Consider the following 16,518-nt stretch of genomic DNA (forward strand, 5'->3'; position numbering starts at 1 on the left):
TTAATGTTCTCTGTTATCGTCGGTTTTTGGCGGCACCGGATCGTCGCCACCCGGGTTCAAAGGGTGGCATTTTAATACGCGTTTCATCGTCAACCAACTGCCTTTTATCATGCCAAACCTGCTATATGCCTCAATAGCATATTGCGAGCAGGTTGGATGAAAGCGACAGTGGGGTCCCAGCAGTGGGCTGATAGCGCGTTGATAGACGCGGATCAGCCCAATCAGGAGCCGCGAGCCAGGCGACAGTGACGACGCCATATCTTCTCCAACGCTTCCGCCAGCGCACGGTTATCCAGATCGGCCACCCCTTTCTTCGCTACCACCACAAAATCCATGGCAGGAAGCTCATGCTGACGCAGGCGAAAACTCTCGCGGGTCAATCGCTTGATCCGGTTGCGTTCGTGCGCACGTTTAACATTTTTTTTGGCTACGGTGAGACCGATGCGGGGATGCCCCAGCGAGTTCAGGCGGCCGAGTATGGTGATTTGCGGCGTACCGGCTCTTTGTGGCTGCTGGAAGACGAAAGTGAAATGAGTGGGAGTTAACAAACGTAACTCCCTGGGAAATGCGAGCTTAACCACTCAGCGGTTAGCTTTTATTACTTAGAAACGGTCAGACGTGAACGGCCTTTAGCACGACGACGTGCCAGAACCTGACGACCATTTTTTGTTGCCATACGAGCACGGAAACCGTGTGAACGGTTACGCTTCAGTACGGACGGTTGAAAAGTGCGTTTCATGGCGATTTCTACCTAAACTTGGAAAATTTCACTTGGTGACGCGCTTGATGGTCAGAAAACCGACCGACGCCTCAGTGTATCTTTAATAAAGAGGCGGGATTGTAATAATTGTACAGTCCGGAGTCAATTTACTTCGCGTTAAAGTCGCGTCTGGATGCCCCGTTCGACCGCAAAACCAGCCGGTTCGGGCCAGAGCGCAACACGCCGGGGCAGGAATTATACGGAGTCTGTATTAAAGCGCAAGGATCCTTCAGGATCTTCCTGCGATCTTGTTGCAGGGACTTTGCGGTAATAACGTGACGGCACCTTAAAATCTTAACGAATGCAGACGATCCTGAATGCCTTTTGAGCGTGATGGCGTAAACTTATCCCGCGATCTTTGGCCTGTGGGTAAATTGGATCAAAACTGTGTAGAAAGTGAAGATCTCTGCTGCGCTTTGCGCTATGATCCGCCCTTCCGTTAGCGATCCTCCTGGTCAGTCAGCGGCGGATAAACCGCGGATAGCGGTTCGTATGTGCGTCATCTGCATGCGTCAACAATGATGAATTTATCGCTTCAGCGCCTTTTTTCTTGTCGAATTTTTTCGAGTGGAGTCCGCCGTGTCACTTACGCTTTGGCAACAGTGTCTTGCCCGTTTGCAGGATGAACTACCTGCCACCGAATTCAGCATGTGGATACGTCCATTACAGGCCGAATTGAACGACAACACGCTGGCCTTGTATGCACCAAATCGCTTTGTGCTCGATTGGGTCCGTGATAAATACCTAAATAATATCAACGGATTGCTGAATGACTTCTGCGGGGCGGATGCGCCTTTACTGCGTTTCGAAGTGGGCAGCAAACCGGTCACCCGTCAAATCAGCCAGCCGGTGATGGCCAGCGCTCACGCCAGTGCGCCTGCGCACGGCGCTCGTCCTGCCCCTATACGTCCAAGCTGGGACAGCATGCCGGCACCGGCAGAGCTTTCGTACCGCTCGAACGTCAACACCAAACACAACTTTGACAACTTCGTTGAAGGTAAGTCGAACCAGCTGGCTCGTGCCGCTGCCCGTCAGGTTGCGGACAACCCTGGCGGAGCTTATAACCCCCTGTTCCTTTATGGTGGCACCGGCCTGGGCAAAACCCACCTGTTGCATGCTGTAGGGAACGGCATCATGGCGCGTAAGCCCAATGCCAGGGTGGTGTATATGCACTCCGAGCGTTTTGTGCAGGACATGGTCAAAGCGCTGCAGAACAATGCTATCGAAGAATTTAAGCGTTACTACCGCTCGGTGGATGCGCTGCTGATCGATGACATTCAGTTCTTTGCTAATAAGGAACGATCCCAGGAAGAGTTTTTCCACACCTTTAATGCGCTGCTGGAAGGTAATCAGCAGATCATTCTGACTTCGGATCGTTATCCAAAAGAGATCAATGGGGTCGAGGATCGTCTTAAATCCCGCTTTGGCTGGGGTCTGACGGTGGCGATCGAGCCGCCGGAGCTGGAAACCCGCGTGGCGATCCTGATGAAGAAAGCCGATGAAAACGACATCCGCCTGCCGGGTGAAGTGGCGTTCTTTATTGCCAAGCGTCTGCGTTCCAACGTGCGTGAGCTGGAAGGGGCGCTGAACCGCGTCATTGCTAACGCCAACTTTACCGGTCGGGCGATCACCATTGATTTCGTCCGTGAAGCGCTGCGCGATCTGCTGGCGCTACAGGAAAAGCTGGTGACCATCGACAACATTCAAAAAACTGTCGCCGAGTATTATAAAATCAAAGTGGCCGATCTGCTCTCCAAGCGCCGCTCGCGTTCTGTTGCCCGTCCGCGGCAGATGGCGATGGCGATGGCCAAAGAGCTGACCAACCACAGTTTGCCGGAAATCGGTGATGCTTTCGGGGGTCGTGACCACACCACGGTGCTTCATGCCTGTCGTAAAATCGAACAGCTGCGTGAAGAAAGTCACGATATTAAAGAAGATTTCTCAAATCTAATCAGAACATTATCTTCCTGACGCTATGAAATTTATTGTAGAACGCGAGCATTTACTTAAGCCTTTACAGCAGGTCAGCAGCCCTTTAGGCGGTCGTCCAACGTTACCGATCCTCGGCAACCTGCTTTTACAGGTCAACGAAGGCAGCCTGCTGCTGACCGGGACCGATCTGGAAATGGAGATGGTGGCCCGCGTCGCGCTGACACAGGATCACGAGCCGGGCGCGACCACGGTTCCGGCCCGCAAATTCTTTGATATCTGTCGTGGTCTGCCCGAAGGCGCAGAGATCACGGTGATGCTGGAAGGCGAAAGAATGCTGGTGCGCTCCGGGCGCAGCCGTTTCTCGCTGTCCACTCTGCCAGCCAGTGATTTCCCGAACCTGGACGACTGGCAGAGCGAAGTGGAATTTACCCTGCCGCAGGCGACCATGAAGCGCCTGATTGAGGCGACGCAGTTCTCCATGGCTCATCAGGATGTGCGCTACTACCTTAACGGCATGCTGTTTGAAACTGAAGGTGAAGAGCTGCGTACCGTGGCGACCGATGGTCACCGCCTGGCGGTTTGCTCAATGCCGGTGGGGCAGTCACTGCCGAACCATTCAGTGATCGTGCCGCGTAAAGGGGTGATTGAGCTGGTGCGTCTGCTTGATGGTGGCGATACGCCGCTGCAGGTGCAGATTGGCAGCAACAATATCCGTGCGCACGTTGGCGACTTTATCTTTACTTCCAAGCTGGTTGATGGCCGTTTCCCTGATTATCGCCGCGTATTGCCGAAAAATCCGGACAAAACGCTGGATGCGGGTTGCGATCTGCTGAAGCAGGCCTTTGCCCGTGCGGCCATTCTCTCTAACGAGAAATTCCGCGGTGTTCGCCTCTATATCAGCGAAAATCAGCTGAAAATAACCGCGAATAACCCGGAACAGGAAGAAGCGGAAGAGATGCTGGATGTCACCTACGGCGGCACCGATCTGGAGATTGGGTTTAACGTCAGCTACGTGCTGGACGTGCTCAATGCGCTGAAGTGTGAAAATGTCCGCCTGCTGCTGACCGATTCGGTGTCCAGCGTGCAGATTGAAGACGCGGCCAGCCAGTCTGCGGCCTACGTCGTGATGCCAATGCGGTTGTAATCGGGGCTGTCAGGCCCCATATCATTCCTGTGCCAGACTGGGGCGAATGAATTCGCCCTTTTATCGTACCCGCAATGCCCGGATGTGGTTCAAATGGCTTTAACCCGCCTTCTTATCAAAGACTTTCGCAATATCGAAAACGCGGATCTTGCGCTGGCTCCCGGATTTAACTTTCTGGTGGGTGCTAACGGCAGCGGCAAAACCAGCGTGCTGGAGGCGATTTACACTCTGGGACACGGTCGGGCCTTTCGCAGCCTGCAGGCTGGCAGGGTCATCCGCCACGACCAGGAAGCTTTTGTCCTGCACGGTCGCATTGAAGGTGCGGAGCGGGAAATGTCGGTTGGCCTGACTAAAAACCGTGCCGGAGACAGCAAGGTGCGCATTAACGGCAGCGATGGTCACAAGGCGGCTGAACTGGCCCAGATGCTGCCAATGCAGCTGATCACTCCGGAAGGTTTTACCCTGCTGAACGGCGGCCCCAAATACCGTCGCGCTTATATCGACTGGGGCTGTTTCCACAACGAGCCGGGCTTTTTCACTGCCTGGAGTAACCTCAGGCGTCTGCTGAAGCAGCGAAATGCCGCGCTGCGGCAGGTCTCACGCTATCAGCAAATTCGCGCGTGGGATCAGGAGCTGGCTCCGCTGGCTGAACAAATCAGCCAATGGCGCGCCGCCTACAGCGAAGCCATCGCTGCCGATATCAACGCCACCTGCGCGCAGTTTCTGCCGGAATTTGAGCTGAACTTCTCCTTCCAGCGCGGCTGGGATAAAGAATCGGATTACAGTGAGTTGCTGGAGCGCCAGTTTGAACGCGACAGAGCCCTGACCTACACCGCCAGTGGGCCGCACAAGGCCGATTTTCGTATTCGGGCCGACGGCACGCCGGTGGAAGATTTACTGTCACGCGGCCAGTTAAAGCTGCTGATGTGCGCCCTGAGACTGGCGCAGGGTGAGTTTCTCACCCGACAGAACGGGCGACGCTGCCTGTATCTGATAGATGATTTTGCCTCTGAGCTGGATGAAACGCGCCGTCAGTTACTGGCCTCGCGACTGAAAGCCACTCATGCCCAGGTTTTTGTCAGCGCCATCGGTGCCGAGCATGTGTTCGACATGGCTGACGAAAAGGGCAAGATGTTCCACGTAGAACAGGGTAAAATAGCGGTTCAACCTGAAGATTAAACGAGCGAGAAACGTTGATGTCGAATTCTTATGACTCCTCAAGTATCAAAGTTCTAAAAGGGCTGGATGCAGTACGCAAGCGCCCGGGTATGTATATCGGCGATACGGATGACGGCACCGGTCTGCATCACATGGTATTCGAGGTCGTGGATAACGCCATCGACGAAGCACTCGCCGGTCACTGTAAAGATATTGTGGTTACTATTCATGCGGATAACTCCGTATCCGTGCAGGATGATGGCCGTGGTATTCCGACCGGCATCCATGAAGAAGAGGGTGTCTCTGCTGCGGAAGTGATCATGACCGTTCTGCACGCAGGCGGTAAGTTCGATGACAACTCTTATAAAGTGTCGGGTGGCCTGCATGGCGTGGGTGTTTCAGTGGTTAACGCTCTGTCGGAAAAACTGGAACTGACCATCCGTCGTGAAGGTAAAGTTCACCAGCAGGTTTACGTTCACGGCGTGCCACAGGCTCCGCTGGGCGTAACAGGTGAAACGGATCTGACCGGGACGCGCGTGCGCTTCTGGCCAAGCCATGAAACCTTCACCAACGTCACTGATTTCGAATATGAAATTCTGGCCAAGCGTCTGCGTGAGCTGTCGTTCCTTAACTCCGGCGTGTCCATCAAGCTGGAAGACAAGCGTGACGACAAAAAAGATCACTACCACTACGAAGGTGGTATCAAGGCGTTTGTTGAATACCTGAACCGCAACAAGACCCCAATCCACCCTAATGTCTTCTACTTCTCCACCGAGAAAGACGGCATCGGCGTGGAAGTGGCGCTGCAGTGGAACGACGGTTTCCAGGAAAACATTTACTGCTTCACCAACAACATCCCCCAACGCGATGGCGGTACTCACCTGGCCGGCTTCCGTGCCGCGATGACCCGTACCCTGAACGCCTATATGGATAAAGAAGGTTACAGCAAGAAAGCCAAGGTCAGCGCCACCGGTGACGATGCGCGCGAAGGCCTGATTGCGGTAGTGTCAGTGAAGGTTCCGGATCCTAAGTTCTCCTCACAGACCAAAGACAAACTGGTTTCTTCCGAAGTGAAATCCGCGGTTGAGCAGCAGATGAATGAGCTGCTGGCGGAATACCTGCTGGAAAATCCGGGCGATGCGAAAATCGTGGTCGGTAAAATTATCGATGCTGCCCGTGCCCGTGAAGCAGCCCGTCGCGCACGTGAAATGACCCGCCGTAAAGGCGCGCTGGATCTGGCAGGACTGCCGGGCAAGCTGGCGGACTGTCAGGAGCGCGACCCGGCGCTGTCTGAGATCTACCTTGTGGAGGGTGATTCTGCAGGCGGTTCCGCCAAGCAGGGTCGTAACCGTAAAAACCAGGCCATCCTGCCGCTGAAGGGGAAAATCCTCAACGTGGAGAAGGCGCGCTTCGATAAGATGCTCGCTTCGCAGGAAGTGGCGACGCTGATCACCGCGCTGGGCTGCGGCATTGGTCGTGACGAATACAACCCGGACAAGCTGCGCTACCACAGCATCATCATCATGACCGATGCGGACGTCGATGGTTCCCACATCCGCACGCTGCTGCTGACCTTCTTCTACCGCCAGATGCCGGAAATCATCGAGCGTGGACACGTTTATATTGCCCAGCCGCCGCTGTACAAGGTGAAGAAAGGCAAGCAGGAGCAGTACATCAAAGACGACGATGCAATGGATCAGTACCAGATCGCCATTGCGCTGGACGGCGCGACGCTGCACACCAATGCCGATGCGCCTGCGCTGGGCGGTGAGCCGCTGGAAACGCTGGTGGCGGAATTCAACAGCGCCCGCAAGATGATCAAACGTATGGAGCGCCGTTATCCGGTTGCGCTACTGAACTCACTGATCTATCACCCGACGCTGAGCGATATTTCCGTTGAAGCACCAGTGCGGAGCTGGATTGATGGCTTGGTCGCACGGCTGAACGAAAAAGAGCAGCATGGCAGCTCATATTCCGGTCTGGTGCGAGAAAACCGCGAGCTGCACATCTTCGAACCGATTGTGCGCATCCGTACTCACGGCGTGGATACCGATTATCCGCTGGACAGCGAATTCGTGCTGGGCGGCGAATACCGTAAAATCTGTGCGCTGGGTGAGAAGCTGCGTGGCCTGATCGAAGAAGACGCATTTATTGAACGTGGCGAGCGTCGTCAGCCGGTTGACTCTTTTGAGCAGGCAATGGACTGGCTGGTGAAAGAGTCCCGTCGTGGTCTGTCCGTTCAGCGTTATAAAGGTCTGGGCGAGATGAATCCGGAGCAGCTATGGGAAACCACCATGGATCCGGACAGCCGCCGCATGCTGCGCGTAACGGTGAAGGACGCTATCGCGGCCGATCAGCTGTTTACCACGCTGATGGGTGATGCGGTTGAGCCACGTCGTGCATTTATCGAAGAGAACGCCCTGAAAGCCGCCAACATCGATATTTAACGCCGTTTAAGCAGCAGACAGCAAAAAGGCAGATCGAAAGATCTGCCTTTTTTATGCTCAACGCTGGAGGATCCCTGCCAGCGTGTACTGGTAGAACTCACTGTTATTTTTCATGCCCAGCTTGCGCATGATGGCCCGCTTGTGGGTACTGATGGTTTTCACGCTCAGGCTGGTGACGCGGGAAATATCGGTCAGCGACATGCCCTCGCGGGTATACTGCACCACCATTGCCTGCTGTTTGCTCAGAATAATGTCCTGCGGCTGGCCGCCAGGGGATTTTCTGTTACACCAGGGCTGGGAAATCGCCGGGTTTCCGCGTTTAAAAAACTTCTGCAGCTCGGTGGCCGCCTGCTGTTTTTCCAGACGGACCTGGTGCCGCTGGCACTCTTTCACCGCACCTGTTCTGGCTGGAGAAGTCAGGGTAAGCGAAACATGGCGGCCAGCCGGAGACTGTTTTTTTACGTTGCGGGCAGAGTTATTGCAGCGCGTCCATCCGCTGGAGCAGACATCGGCGATGATGATATCAGGCTCCAGCAGCGATCTGCTTTCGTCACCGATCAGGAAAACCGGGTGGTTATTAAAGCTGTGCAACCAGGCCTGGTTGATCAGGCCGATGGTGCCGGTGATAAAAAAACTGTCCTTGCTGTCGATCAGAATGTTCATTTTATTCCTCCATGAATGTGTATCACTTCTGGCTCCAATCGGATCATTATCCTGACTTCCCCTGTGGATAATTTGAATGTACGTTCCCGATGGTGCTGGATGATTCCAAAATTTTATAATCACTCCCGTTACTTTACGCTCAAATACGTCCCCGATACCACCATTTATGGAGCATTTTGGAGATTTCCGCTCTATTCGCCTGTCGGAGTCACTAATAATAAATGGTCTTAATGGGTTCCGAACCTTTATCTGCGGGGGATTCAATCGTGATGACCAGCGGCACCGCTGACGCAATCGGACTGGTCAATGTGAGCTGAATCGCGCTAGCATGAGAGAAACCGTGTACTGACGAGGATGTTATGGCGATAAAACTGATTGCGATCGATATGGACGGCACACTCTTAAACCCGCAGCATGAAGTGACACCGCGGGTAAAACAGGCGATTCAGGCTGCCCGTGACAAAGGCGTGGCGGTCGTACTGGCAACCGGCCGTCCTTTTGTTGGCGTGCAACGTTACCTGATGGAGCTGGATCTCCAGCAGGAAGGCCAGTACTGCATCACTAACAACGGTGCGCTGGTGCAAAAGGCGGAGACGAGCGACTGCATGGCAGAAGTGACCCTGAACTACGACGACTATCTGTATTTTGAACAGCTGGCGCGCGAACTGGGCGTCCATTTCCAGGCACTGACCAAATCGCTGCTGTTTACCCCTAACAAGGACATCAGCGAATACAGCGTGCATGAATCGTATCTGACTGGCATCCCGCTGCGCTATCGTGCGGTGGAAGAGATGGATAAGTCCGCCACCTTCCCGAAAGTTATGATGATCGATCCGCCGTCGATTCTTGATGAAGCCATCAAGCGCATCCCGCAGGAAGCCCGCGATCGCTACACAATTATGAAAAGTTCCCCTTACTATTTGGAAATTCTCAGCAAGCAGGTAAATAAAGGCGCGGGCGTGAAAGCGCTGGCCGATCGTCTTGGCCTGACTCGTGAGGAAGTGATGGCGATTGGCGACCAGGAAAATGACATTGCGATGCTGGAATATGCCGGAACAGGCGTGGCGATGGGCAACGGTATTGATTCGGTCAAAGCCGTCGCGCAGTATGTCACCAAAACAAATATGGAAGACGGCGTGGCGCACGCCATTGAGAAGTTCGCGCTGTAAATACTCTCTGTGTCCCGGCCAGCCCGGGACCTCATCACGCTGTCCCTGCTCCCTGCACTGGTCCTTTATCTCCGCAAAAACCTTTCTGCCTCAATTGTCCGTTTTGTGATCTATATTGTAGTACAACCTGTATTTAAGGTACTACAATCACCTCGTCGCCAGAACGTATTTGCTGATGAATGTAGTGCAAAAAAACCGCAGACGGCGGTAAAGTGAGGAAAACTTTCACTTAACTGCATGGAACATCATGAAAGACGAACTCAGTAAAACGGACCGCATCATTCTGACCATGGGCGAGGAGATCGTTTCTGGCCAGTACACGCCAGGCGCTTCCTTACCGGCTGAAGCCGAGCTGTGCGAACGCTTTGCCACTTCGCGCAATATCATCCGGGAGGTTTTCCGCTCGCTAGGCTCCAAACGACTGGTGGAGATGAAGCGCTATCGTGGCGCATTTGTCACCCAGAGCAGCCAGTGGAACTTTCTCGACAGTGATGTCCTGCAGTGGTCGCTGAAGCACGATCAGGACCCGCGGCTGATAGCGGCAATGAGTGAAGTCCGTAACCTGGTGGAGCCGCAGATCGCCCGCTGGTCGGCAGAGCGGGCCACCTCCAGCGACCTTGCCAGCATCGAGGCCGCGCTGAATGACATGGTCGCCAATCATCGCGATCGCGATGCTTTCAACCAGGCGGATATTCGCTATCACGAAGCGGTACTGGAATCGGTGCATAACCCGGTGCTGCAGCAGCTCAGCGTGGCCATCAGCTCACTGCAGCGTGCGGTGTTTGAACGCACTTATATGGCTGACAGCGGCAATATGCCTGGCACGCTGCAGGAACATAAAGCGCTGTTTGACGCCATCCGGCACCAGAAGCCGGATGAGGCAGAGCAGGCGGCGCAGAAGATGATTGCCAGCTCAACCCGACGAATGAAGGACATCACGTGACAAGCTATATCGCCATCGACTGGGGCTCTACAAACCTGCGCGCCTGGTATTACCGCCAGGGGGAATGCCAGCAGGAGCGCCGCTCGGAATCAGGCGTCACCCGCCTGAACGGACGGACGCCCGCTGAAGTTTTTGCCGGCGTGACTGAAGGCTGGCCGGTGGATGAGGTTGCGGTCGTGATGGCGGGGATGGTCGGCAGCAATGCTGGCTGGCTGAGCGTGCCGTACCTGGCTTGTCCTGTGGTGCTCGGGGATATTGCTTCACGCCTGACGCGGGTGGAAGACAAGGCCTGGATTATTCCCGGCCTGAGCGTCACCGCCAGCGATAACCATAACGTGATGCGCGGAGAAGAAACTCAGCTGCTGGGCGCGGTTTCACTGGCCCCCGCGGCGTATTACGTAATGCCTGGCACGCATTGCAAATGGGTTCGTGCAGATGGCGACAGAATTGAAGATTTTCGCACCGTAATGACCGGAGAACTGCACCATGTCCTGCTTAATCATTCACTGGTGGGTGGCGGATTGCCGGAGCAGCAACCCGATCCGGAGGCCTTCTGGCAGGGGCTGGAAACCGGCATCAGCGACAGCAGCATTCTGGCGCGCCTGTTTGAGGTCAGAGCTGCTCATGTGCTCGGCTTGCGGCCGAGAGAATCGGTTAGCGACTACCTTTCCGGACTGCTAATCGGTCATGAGGTGGCGCTGATGAAGCGTGAATTTATGCAGGGCAGCGGTGAACCGCTGACGGTGATTGCAGGCAGCGGGCTGTCAGAACGTTATCTCAGCGCGCTGAAACTGGCCGGGCTACCGGCACAACTGCTGGAGGGCGACCGCGCTTTTCAGCACGGAATAAGGAACATCGCAGATGAACTGGAGCACTAAGCTACCGCTGATCGCCATTTTACGTGGCATCCGCCCTGAAGAGGCTGAGGCGCATGTTGGCGCGCTGGTTGAGGCCGGATTCGATGCGGTGGAAATCCCGCTGAATTCGCCGGACTGGCAGCTGAGTATCGCCAGCATGGTGAAAACGTTCGGTGATAAAGCGCTGATCGGTGCCGGAACCGTACTGGAACCGGAGCAGGTGGACCGCCTGGCTGAAATGAACAGCAGGCTGGTGGTGACGCCGAACACAGATGTGGCGGTGATTCGCCGGGCTGTTGAACATGGAATGACGGTAGCGGCCGGTTGTGCCACCGCCTCAGAAGCTTTTGCCGCCCTGAAGGCGGGGGCGCAGGCGCTGAAAATTTTCCCTTCATCAGCCTTCGGCCCGGACTATATCAAAGCGCTGAAAGCGGTGCTGCCGCCGGAAGTCCCGGTGTTCGCCGTTGGCGGTGTGACTCCTGAAAATCTCCATGCGTTTCTGGCTGCTGGCTGTATGGGAGCGGGTCTGGGGAGCGATCTCTATCGCGCCGGACAGCCCGTCTCACGCACGGCAGAGCAGGCACGCGCTTTCGTTACTGCCTGGAAGGAAGCAGTAAAATGAAAATTACCAAACTCACCACTTATCGCCTGCCGCCGCGCTGGGTGTTCCTGAAAATTGAAACGGATGAAGGCGTGGTGGGCTGGGGCGAACCGGTGATCGAAGGCCGCGCGCGCAGCGTGGAAGCTGCCGTGCACGAATTGTCGGAGTACCTGGTGGGTCAGGATCCCGCACGGATTAATGACCTGTGGCAGGTGATGTATCGCGGCGGATTCTATCGTGGCGGCCCGGTGCTGATGAGCGCCATTGCCGGTATCGATCAGGCGCTGTGGGATATCAAAGGCAAAGTGCTGGGCGTGCCGGTGTGGCAGATGCTGGGCGGCCTGGTGCGTGACAGCATTAAAGCTTATAGCTGGGTGGGTGGCGATCGTCCGGCGGAAGTGATCGACGGGATTAAAAAGCTGCGGGAAATTGGCTTTGACACCTTCAAGCTGAACGGTTGTGAAGAGATGGGCATTATCGACAGCTCGCGCAAGGTGGATGCTGCCGTGAACACCGTGGCGCAAATCCGTGAAGCCTTCGGCAATGAGATTGAGTTTGGCCTGGATTTCCACGGTCGCGTCAGTGCACCTATGGCGAAAATCCTGATCAAAGAGCTTGAACCGTATCGTCCGCTGTTCATTGAAGAACCGGTACTGGCCGAGCAGGCCGAGTATTATCCCCGCCTGGCGTCACAGACCCACCTGCCGATTGCCGCCGGTGAACGCATGTATTCCCGCTTTGAGTTCAAACGGGTACTCGAAGCGGGTGGCCTGGCAATTCTGCAGCCGGATCTCTCCCATGCGGGCGGCATCACCGAGTGCTACAAAATTGCCGCAATGGCAGAAGCCTATGATGTGGCACTGGCTCCGCACTGTCCGCTGGGGCCGATTGCGTTGGCTTCCTGCCTGCATGTGGATTTCGTTTCGCGCAATGCCGTTTTCCAGGAGCAGAGCATGGGCATCCACTACAACAAAGGTGCCGAACTGCTGGATTACGTCGCGAACAAGGAAGATTTCAATATGAAAGGCGGCCACTTTGCACCGCTGAATAAACCAGGTCTGGGCGTGGAAATCAACGAGCAGCTGGTGATTGAACGCAGTCAGCAGGTAAAGGACTGGAGAAATCCATTGTGGCGATCTGAAGACGGCACAGTAGCAGAATGGTAAATCTCCGTTGTCCCTGACGCTGTAGCAGCGTTAGTTGCAAGAACCGGTTCTGTCGCATTAAGGCGGCGTCAGGTAACATACTGTTTTTTGCGATGTTACCTGCCCATGCCTCTGCTCCGAAAAGCCTTCAAACGCCTGCATTATCCCACCGATATTATTGCCCAGTGTGTCCGTTGGTATCTGGCTTATTCCCTGAGCCTGCGTAATCTGGAGGAGATGATGGCAGAGCACGGTATCACCGTCGATCATTCCACACTTCACCGGTGGGTCATTCGTCTTGTACCGGTGCTGGATAAGGCGTTCCGCCGGCATAAACGTGCCGTGGGCCGCCGGTGGCGAATGGACGAGACGTATATCCGGGTCAGGGGCCAGTGGAAATATCTGTACCGGGCGGTTGATACCGACGGTCAGACCATCGACTTTTTGCTGACAGCTAAACGGGATGCCGCAGCAGCCCTGCGTTTCCTCCGCAAAGCCATTCGCCATAATGACGAACCGGAGGTGGTGACCATTGATAAGAGCGGTGCCAGTACAGCGGCGCTGGCCACGCTCAATTCCGGTAAGGAAAAAGAGGAGTGCATCACGGTCAGGCAGAGTAATTATCTGAATAATCTTATTGAACAGGATTGCCGAAACATCAAACGACGAACACGGCTAATGCTGGGATTTAAATCATTTCGACGAGCGCAGACAATACTGACGGGGATTGAGTTAGAGCACATGATACGCAAAGTCCAGTATCAAAATCCGCCCGGTGATGGATTGTCCCCCGCAGAACAATTTTATCTGTTGGCTGCCTAAAAAAACGGCATTGCGATTTCTGCTGACCTGTCGTCGTTAATGCGAAGGAGCCGCATCCGCATCTATCAGCATGATATTTAATTAAGATGACATAGAGGCCTCGAGAGCATCTTAAAATAAGATTTTTTTATTGATTATTTTATCACACTAAAAATTATTCACAGAATAAACTGCTGTACTCGCCGCAATTCTTCGATCATAAATTCCGCCGCTGGCGAGACCGGGTAAGCGGCATGGGTAACGACATAATGTTGCACCGCCCAGACCGGTGAATACGGAATACGCACCAGCGGGAAACGCGCCTGCATCAGCTCGGCATAATGATTGGGTAAAATGCCCACCACATCACCTGAAGCAACCAGCATCGCCACGGCTTCAATGCCTACAGCTTCCGGGCCTCTGCCGAAGTGAAACTGGGCGAGTGCCTGTTCCACAAAAGGCTGCTGTGCCCGCCATACCAACGGAAGTTGGCGGAAACGCACTTCGTTGCCTGCCAGGGTGTAAATACTGTGGCTCTCTTCGTAAAGTTCCACATAGCGCAACGACGGGCTTTTCTGATACCCCATAACACCTTTCACTGCCATATCCAGTCTGCGATCCAGCAGCGCCTGAATAAGCTGCGTCCCCGCCATAACGCTCAAGGTAAGGCGGACATCAGGCGCCAACTGCTGCATGGCGCGTAGCGCCTGCGGCAGGTGTGACTGCGGATGGCTAATCACATTATCGGTAATCCCCATCACCAGCGAGCCAGAGATTACTCCGCGACTGGCGTCCAGCGCAGGGAAAATGCGATCCAGTGCATTGAGCGCCTCTCTGGCGTAGAGCAGCGCTGACTGCCCGGCCTCGGTGAGTTCAAACCCTTTCGGCCCACGCGTACACAGGGGGGTACCCAGCGTCTCCTCAATCGCTTTGATCTGTCGACTAATGGTGGACTTGGTCATATTGAGCATCTTTTCGGCAGCAGAAAACCCTCCTGACTGGGCTACTACGCAGAATATTCTCAGGGCGCGTAAATCCTTTTCATTTAAGGTTCGTGTTTTCATTGTTGTTATTTCCGTAACCGTGATTGCAAAGATGATCGGTTTTTTCCGCTGCAGAAGGCCAATAGACTGCTATCAGTACCACACATTACCAACACCGGGAAACTACCATGTCTTTGCCACTGACCGTTGCCCCACAAACTAATCATAAATCTTTGTTGTTCTCAGAACTTGAGCTCGATCTTGATAACCTCAGCGCCCATTTTGCCGTACTTGGCATGCCTTACGGCGCAGCCTATACCCCGCAGGATTACAACAATGACCAGGTACGGGCACCGACGGCGATCCGCCAGGCTTCCGATCGGGTGATCCGCAGTCCTGAACGTTTTGATTTTGATATTGATGGCCCTCTGCTCCAGGGGCGCGATGACATTCGCTTCGTCGACTGCGGCGATGTGCCAGCCGATCTGACCGAGCCGCGCGGCCATTTTGTCAGGGCGGAACAGGCGGTGCGTAAGATCCTGGCGGCAGGCGCGATTCCCATCGTGCTCGGTGGCGATCACGGCATTACCAATCCGATTCTGCGGGCGTTTGACGAGCAGGGGCCGATCACTATCGTCCATCTTGATGCGCACCTGGACTGGCGTGATGACGTTAACGGCGTGAAAGATGGCCTGTCCAGCCCGATGCGTCGTGCTTCAGAGCTTACCTTTGTGAAAGACATTATCCAGATTGGTATGCGTGCTTCAGGCAGTGCCCGTCAGGAAGAGGCCGATTACGCGCGCGCCTGGGGCGCACGCATTATTACCGCCTATGAACTGCACGATCGCGGAATGGATGCCGTGCTGGAGCAAATTCCTGAGGGTGGCCGCTACTACCTGACTATCGATGCTGATGGTTTCGATCCGTCAGTGATGCCCGCCGTGGCTGGGCCAGCACCGGGCGGCGTGACTTTTGTTCAGGCCCGGAAGCTGATCCATGGGTTAGTGAAAAAAGGACGGGTTGTCGGCATGGATATTGTTGAGATCCAGCCAGCGAAAGATGTTCACCAGATCTCCTGTATGACTGCGGGCCGGCTGGTACTGAATTTCATCGGTGCGGCCATTCGCGCCGGTTACTGTGACAGCAATGACTGACTTTTCGGAGGATGTATGACATTTCGTTCGCTACTGTTAGGTACGTCTCTTACCCTGGCGCTGTTTTCCGGCGTTACTCAGGCTGCCGATCCCATTCGCGTGGCGATCGATCCCACATTTCCTCCTATGGAGTATATGAACAACAACCAGCGCACCGGGTTTGATATCGACCTGGCCGAGGCGCTGGCGAAGAAAATCGGACGCCCGCTGGTTTATACCGATATGGATTTCAAAGCGATGATCCCATCGGTGCTGTCGGGGCGTCAGGACATCGTGTTGTCCGCCATCTATATCACCGATGACCGCAAGAAAGTGGTGGACTTCACCGATCCTTACTTCACTGCCGGACTGGTGGTGATGGTGAAAAAAGGGGATAAGCGGATTACATCGCCAAAAGATATAGCCGGCAAGCGGGTAGCGGTACAGGTTGGCACGAAATCGGTGAATCTGCTCACTGAGCAGTTCCCTACCGTGCAGCGGGTTGAGGTTGAGAAGAATGAAGAGATGTTTAACTCACTCGAAGCGGGGCGCGCCGATGCCGTGGTCTCCGGCAAGCCGGCTGCACTGCTCTACAGCAAAACGCGCGGCACGACTGAAGTGCTCTCCGAACCGCTGACCCACGAAGATTACGGTATTGCGGTCAGTAAAAATGAGCCAGAGTTGCGACAGCAGCTGAATGCGGCCCTGAAGGCGATTCGCGCAGACGGCACTTATGATGCGTTGATGAAAAAGTGGTTCGGCGCTGGCGTTAAATGATCAGA

General features: G+C 54.9%; 17 protein-coding genes. 12 read left to right on the forward strand and 5 right to left on the reverse strand.

The features are described from left to right. The 3 genes from yidD to rpmH are packed head-to-tail and all read right to left on the reverse strand — an operon-like array spanning position 1 to position 739. Positions 1-258 (reverse strand): membrane protein insertion efficiency factor YidD, encoded by a 258-nt coding sequence (yidD, locus tag AC3Y5R_RS20120; protein ID WP_158782442.1) that lies wholly within the window; start codon positions 256-258, stop codon positions 1-3. Next, positions 222-581 (reverse strand): ribonuclease P protein component, encoded by a 360-nt coding sequence (gene rnpA, locus AC3Y5R_RS20125; RefSeq protein WP_158782441.1) that lies wholly within the window; start codon positions 579-581, stop codon positions 222-224. The genes yidD and rnpA overlap by 37 nt, the downstream gene beginning before the upstream one ends. 17 nt (positions 582-598) lie before the next feature. After that, positions 599-739, reverse strand: coding sequence for a 50S ribosomal protein L34 (gene rpmH / locus AC3Y5R_RS20130; RefSeq protein ID WP_003849659.1), 141 nt, complete (start codon positions 737-739; stop codon positions 599-601). Between the two features lie 600 nt (positions 740-1,339). Between rpmH and dnaA the strand changes: the two genes are divergently transcribed. The 4 genes from dnaA to gyrB all read left to right on the forward strand — a co-directional run bounded on the left by dnaA (position 1,340) and on the right by gyrB (position 7,441). Continuing rightward, a complete protein-coding gene (dnaA, locus tag AC3Y5R_RS20135) occupies positions 1,340-2,731 on the forward strand; it encodes a chromosomal replication initiator protein DnaA (protein WP_489922801.1) in 1,392 nt (463 codons plus the stop codon). Between the two features lie 4 nt (positions 2,732-2,735). Further along, positions 2,736-3,836 carry a DNA polymerase III subunit beta gene (gene dnaN, locus AC3Y5R_RS20140; protein WP_489922802.1) on the forward strand — a complete coding sequence of 367 codons (1,101 nt, stop codon included), beginning with the start codon at positions 2,736-2,738 and terminating at the stop codon, positions 3,834-3,836. 93 nt (positions 3,837-3,929) lie between these two features. Beyond that, positions 3,930-5,015 (forward strand): DNA replication/repair protein RecF, encoded by a 1,086-nt coding sequence (recF, locus tag AC3Y5R_RS20145; protein WP_489922803.1) that lies wholly within the window; start codon positions 3,930-3,932, stop codon positions 5,013-5,015. A 17-nt stretch (positions 5,016-5,032) separates the two neighbouring features. Continuing rightward, the gene (gene gyrB / locus AC3Y5R_RS20150) at positions 5,033-7,441 is read left to right on the forward strand and encodes a DNA topoisomerase (ATP-hydrolyzing) subunit B (RefSeq protein WP_489922804.1); all 2,409 of its coding nucleotides are present in this window, start codon (positions 5,033-5,035) and stop codon (positions 7,439-7,441) included. 57 nt (positions 7,442-7,498) lie between these two features. On the opposite strand, the gene AC3Y5R_RS20155 is transcribed toward gyrB, so the two are convergent. Next, a complete protein-coding gene (locus AC3Y5R_RS20155; RefSeq protein WP_489922805.1) occupies positions 7,499-8,104 on the reverse strand; it encodes a helix-turn-helix transcriptional regulator in 606 nt (201 codons plus the stop codon). Between the two features lie 359 nt (positions 8,105-8,463). Between AC3Y5R_RS20155 and yidA the strand changes: the two genes are divergently transcribed. The 6 genes from yidA to AC3Y5R_RS20185 all read left to right on the forward strand — a co-directional run bounded on the left by yidA (position 8,464) and on the right by AC3Y5R_RS20185 (position 13,641). Next, positions 8,464-9,273, forward strand: coding sequence for a sugar-phosphatase (gene yidA / locus AC3Y5R_RS20160; protein WP_489922806.1), 810 nt, complete (start codon positions 8,464-8,466; stop codon positions 9,271-9,273). Between the two features lie 247 nt (positions 9,274-9,520). After that, positions 9,521-10,216: a FadR/GntR family transcriptional regulator gene (locus tag AC3Y5R_RS20165; protein WP_489922807.1), complete on the forward strand. Its 696-nt coding sequence runs from the start codon at positions 9,521-9,523 to the stop codon at positions 10,214-10,216. Further along, positions 10,213-11,094 carry a 2-dehydro-3-deoxygalactonokinase gene (locus AC3Y5R_RS20170; RefSeq protein ID WP_489922808.1) on the forward strand — a complete coding sequence of 294 codons (882 nt, stop codon included), beginning with the start codon at positions 10,213-10,215 and terminating at the stop codon, positions 11,092-11,094. The genes AC3Y5R_RS20165 and AC3Y5R_RS20170 overlap by 4 nt, the downstream gene beginning before the upstream one ends. Further along, complete coding sequence (locus tag AC3Y5R_RS20175) at positions 11,078-11,695, forward strand: 2-dehydro-3-deoxy-6-phosphogalactonate aldolase (protein ID WP_489922809.1); 618 nt, start codon at positions 11,078-11,080, stop codon at positions 11,693-11,695. Before AC3Y5R_RS20170 ends, AC3Y5R_RS20175 begins: the two co-directional genes overlap by 17 nt. Beyond that, complete coding sequence (dgoD, locus tag AC3Y5R_RS20180) at positions 11,692-12,840, forward strand: galactonate dehydratase (RefSeq protein WP_489922810.1); 1,149 nt, start codon at positions 11,692-11,694, stop codon at positions 12,838-12,840. The genes AC3Y5R_RS20175 and dgoD overlap by 4 nt, the downstream gene beginning before the upstream one ends. Positions 12,841-12,945: 105 nt before the next feature. After that, a complete protein-coding gene (locus AC3Y5R_RS20185) occupies positions 12,946-13,641 on the forward strand; it encodes an IS6 family transposase (RefSeq protein ID WP_489922811.1) in 696 nt (231 codons plus the stop codon). Positions 13,642-13,799: 158 nt separating this feature from the next. On the opposite strand, the gene AC3Y5R_RS20190 is transcribed toward AC3Y5R_RS20185, so the two are convergent. Next, a complete protein-coding gene (locus AC3Y5R_RS20190) occupies positions 13,800-14,684 on the reverse strand; it encodes a LysR family transcriptional regulator (protein ID WP_489922812.1) in 885 nt (294 codons plus the stop codon). A gap of 107 nt (positions 14,685-14,791) precedes the next feature. Here AC3Y5R_RS20190 and AC3Y5R_RS20195 point away from each other — a divergent pair, with 107 nt between their 5' ends. Further along, positions 14,792-15,757, forward strand: a complete 966-nt coding sequence (locus tag AC3Y5R_RS20195) for an agmatinase (protein WP_489922813.1) — start codon at positions 14,792-14,794, stop codon at positions 15,755-15,757. 15 nt (positions 15,758-15,772) lie between these two features. Next, the gene (locus AC3Y5R_RS20200) at positions 15,773-16,513 is read left to right on the forward strand and encodes a transporter substrate-binding domain-containing protein (protein WP_489922814.1); all 741 of its coding nucleotides are present in this window, start codon (positions 15,773-15,775) and stop codon (positions 16,511-16,513) included. The last annotated feature ends 5 nt before the right edge of the window (positions 16,514-16,518 follow it).

Source organism: Erwinia sp. 009765445 (assembly GCF_058137865.1).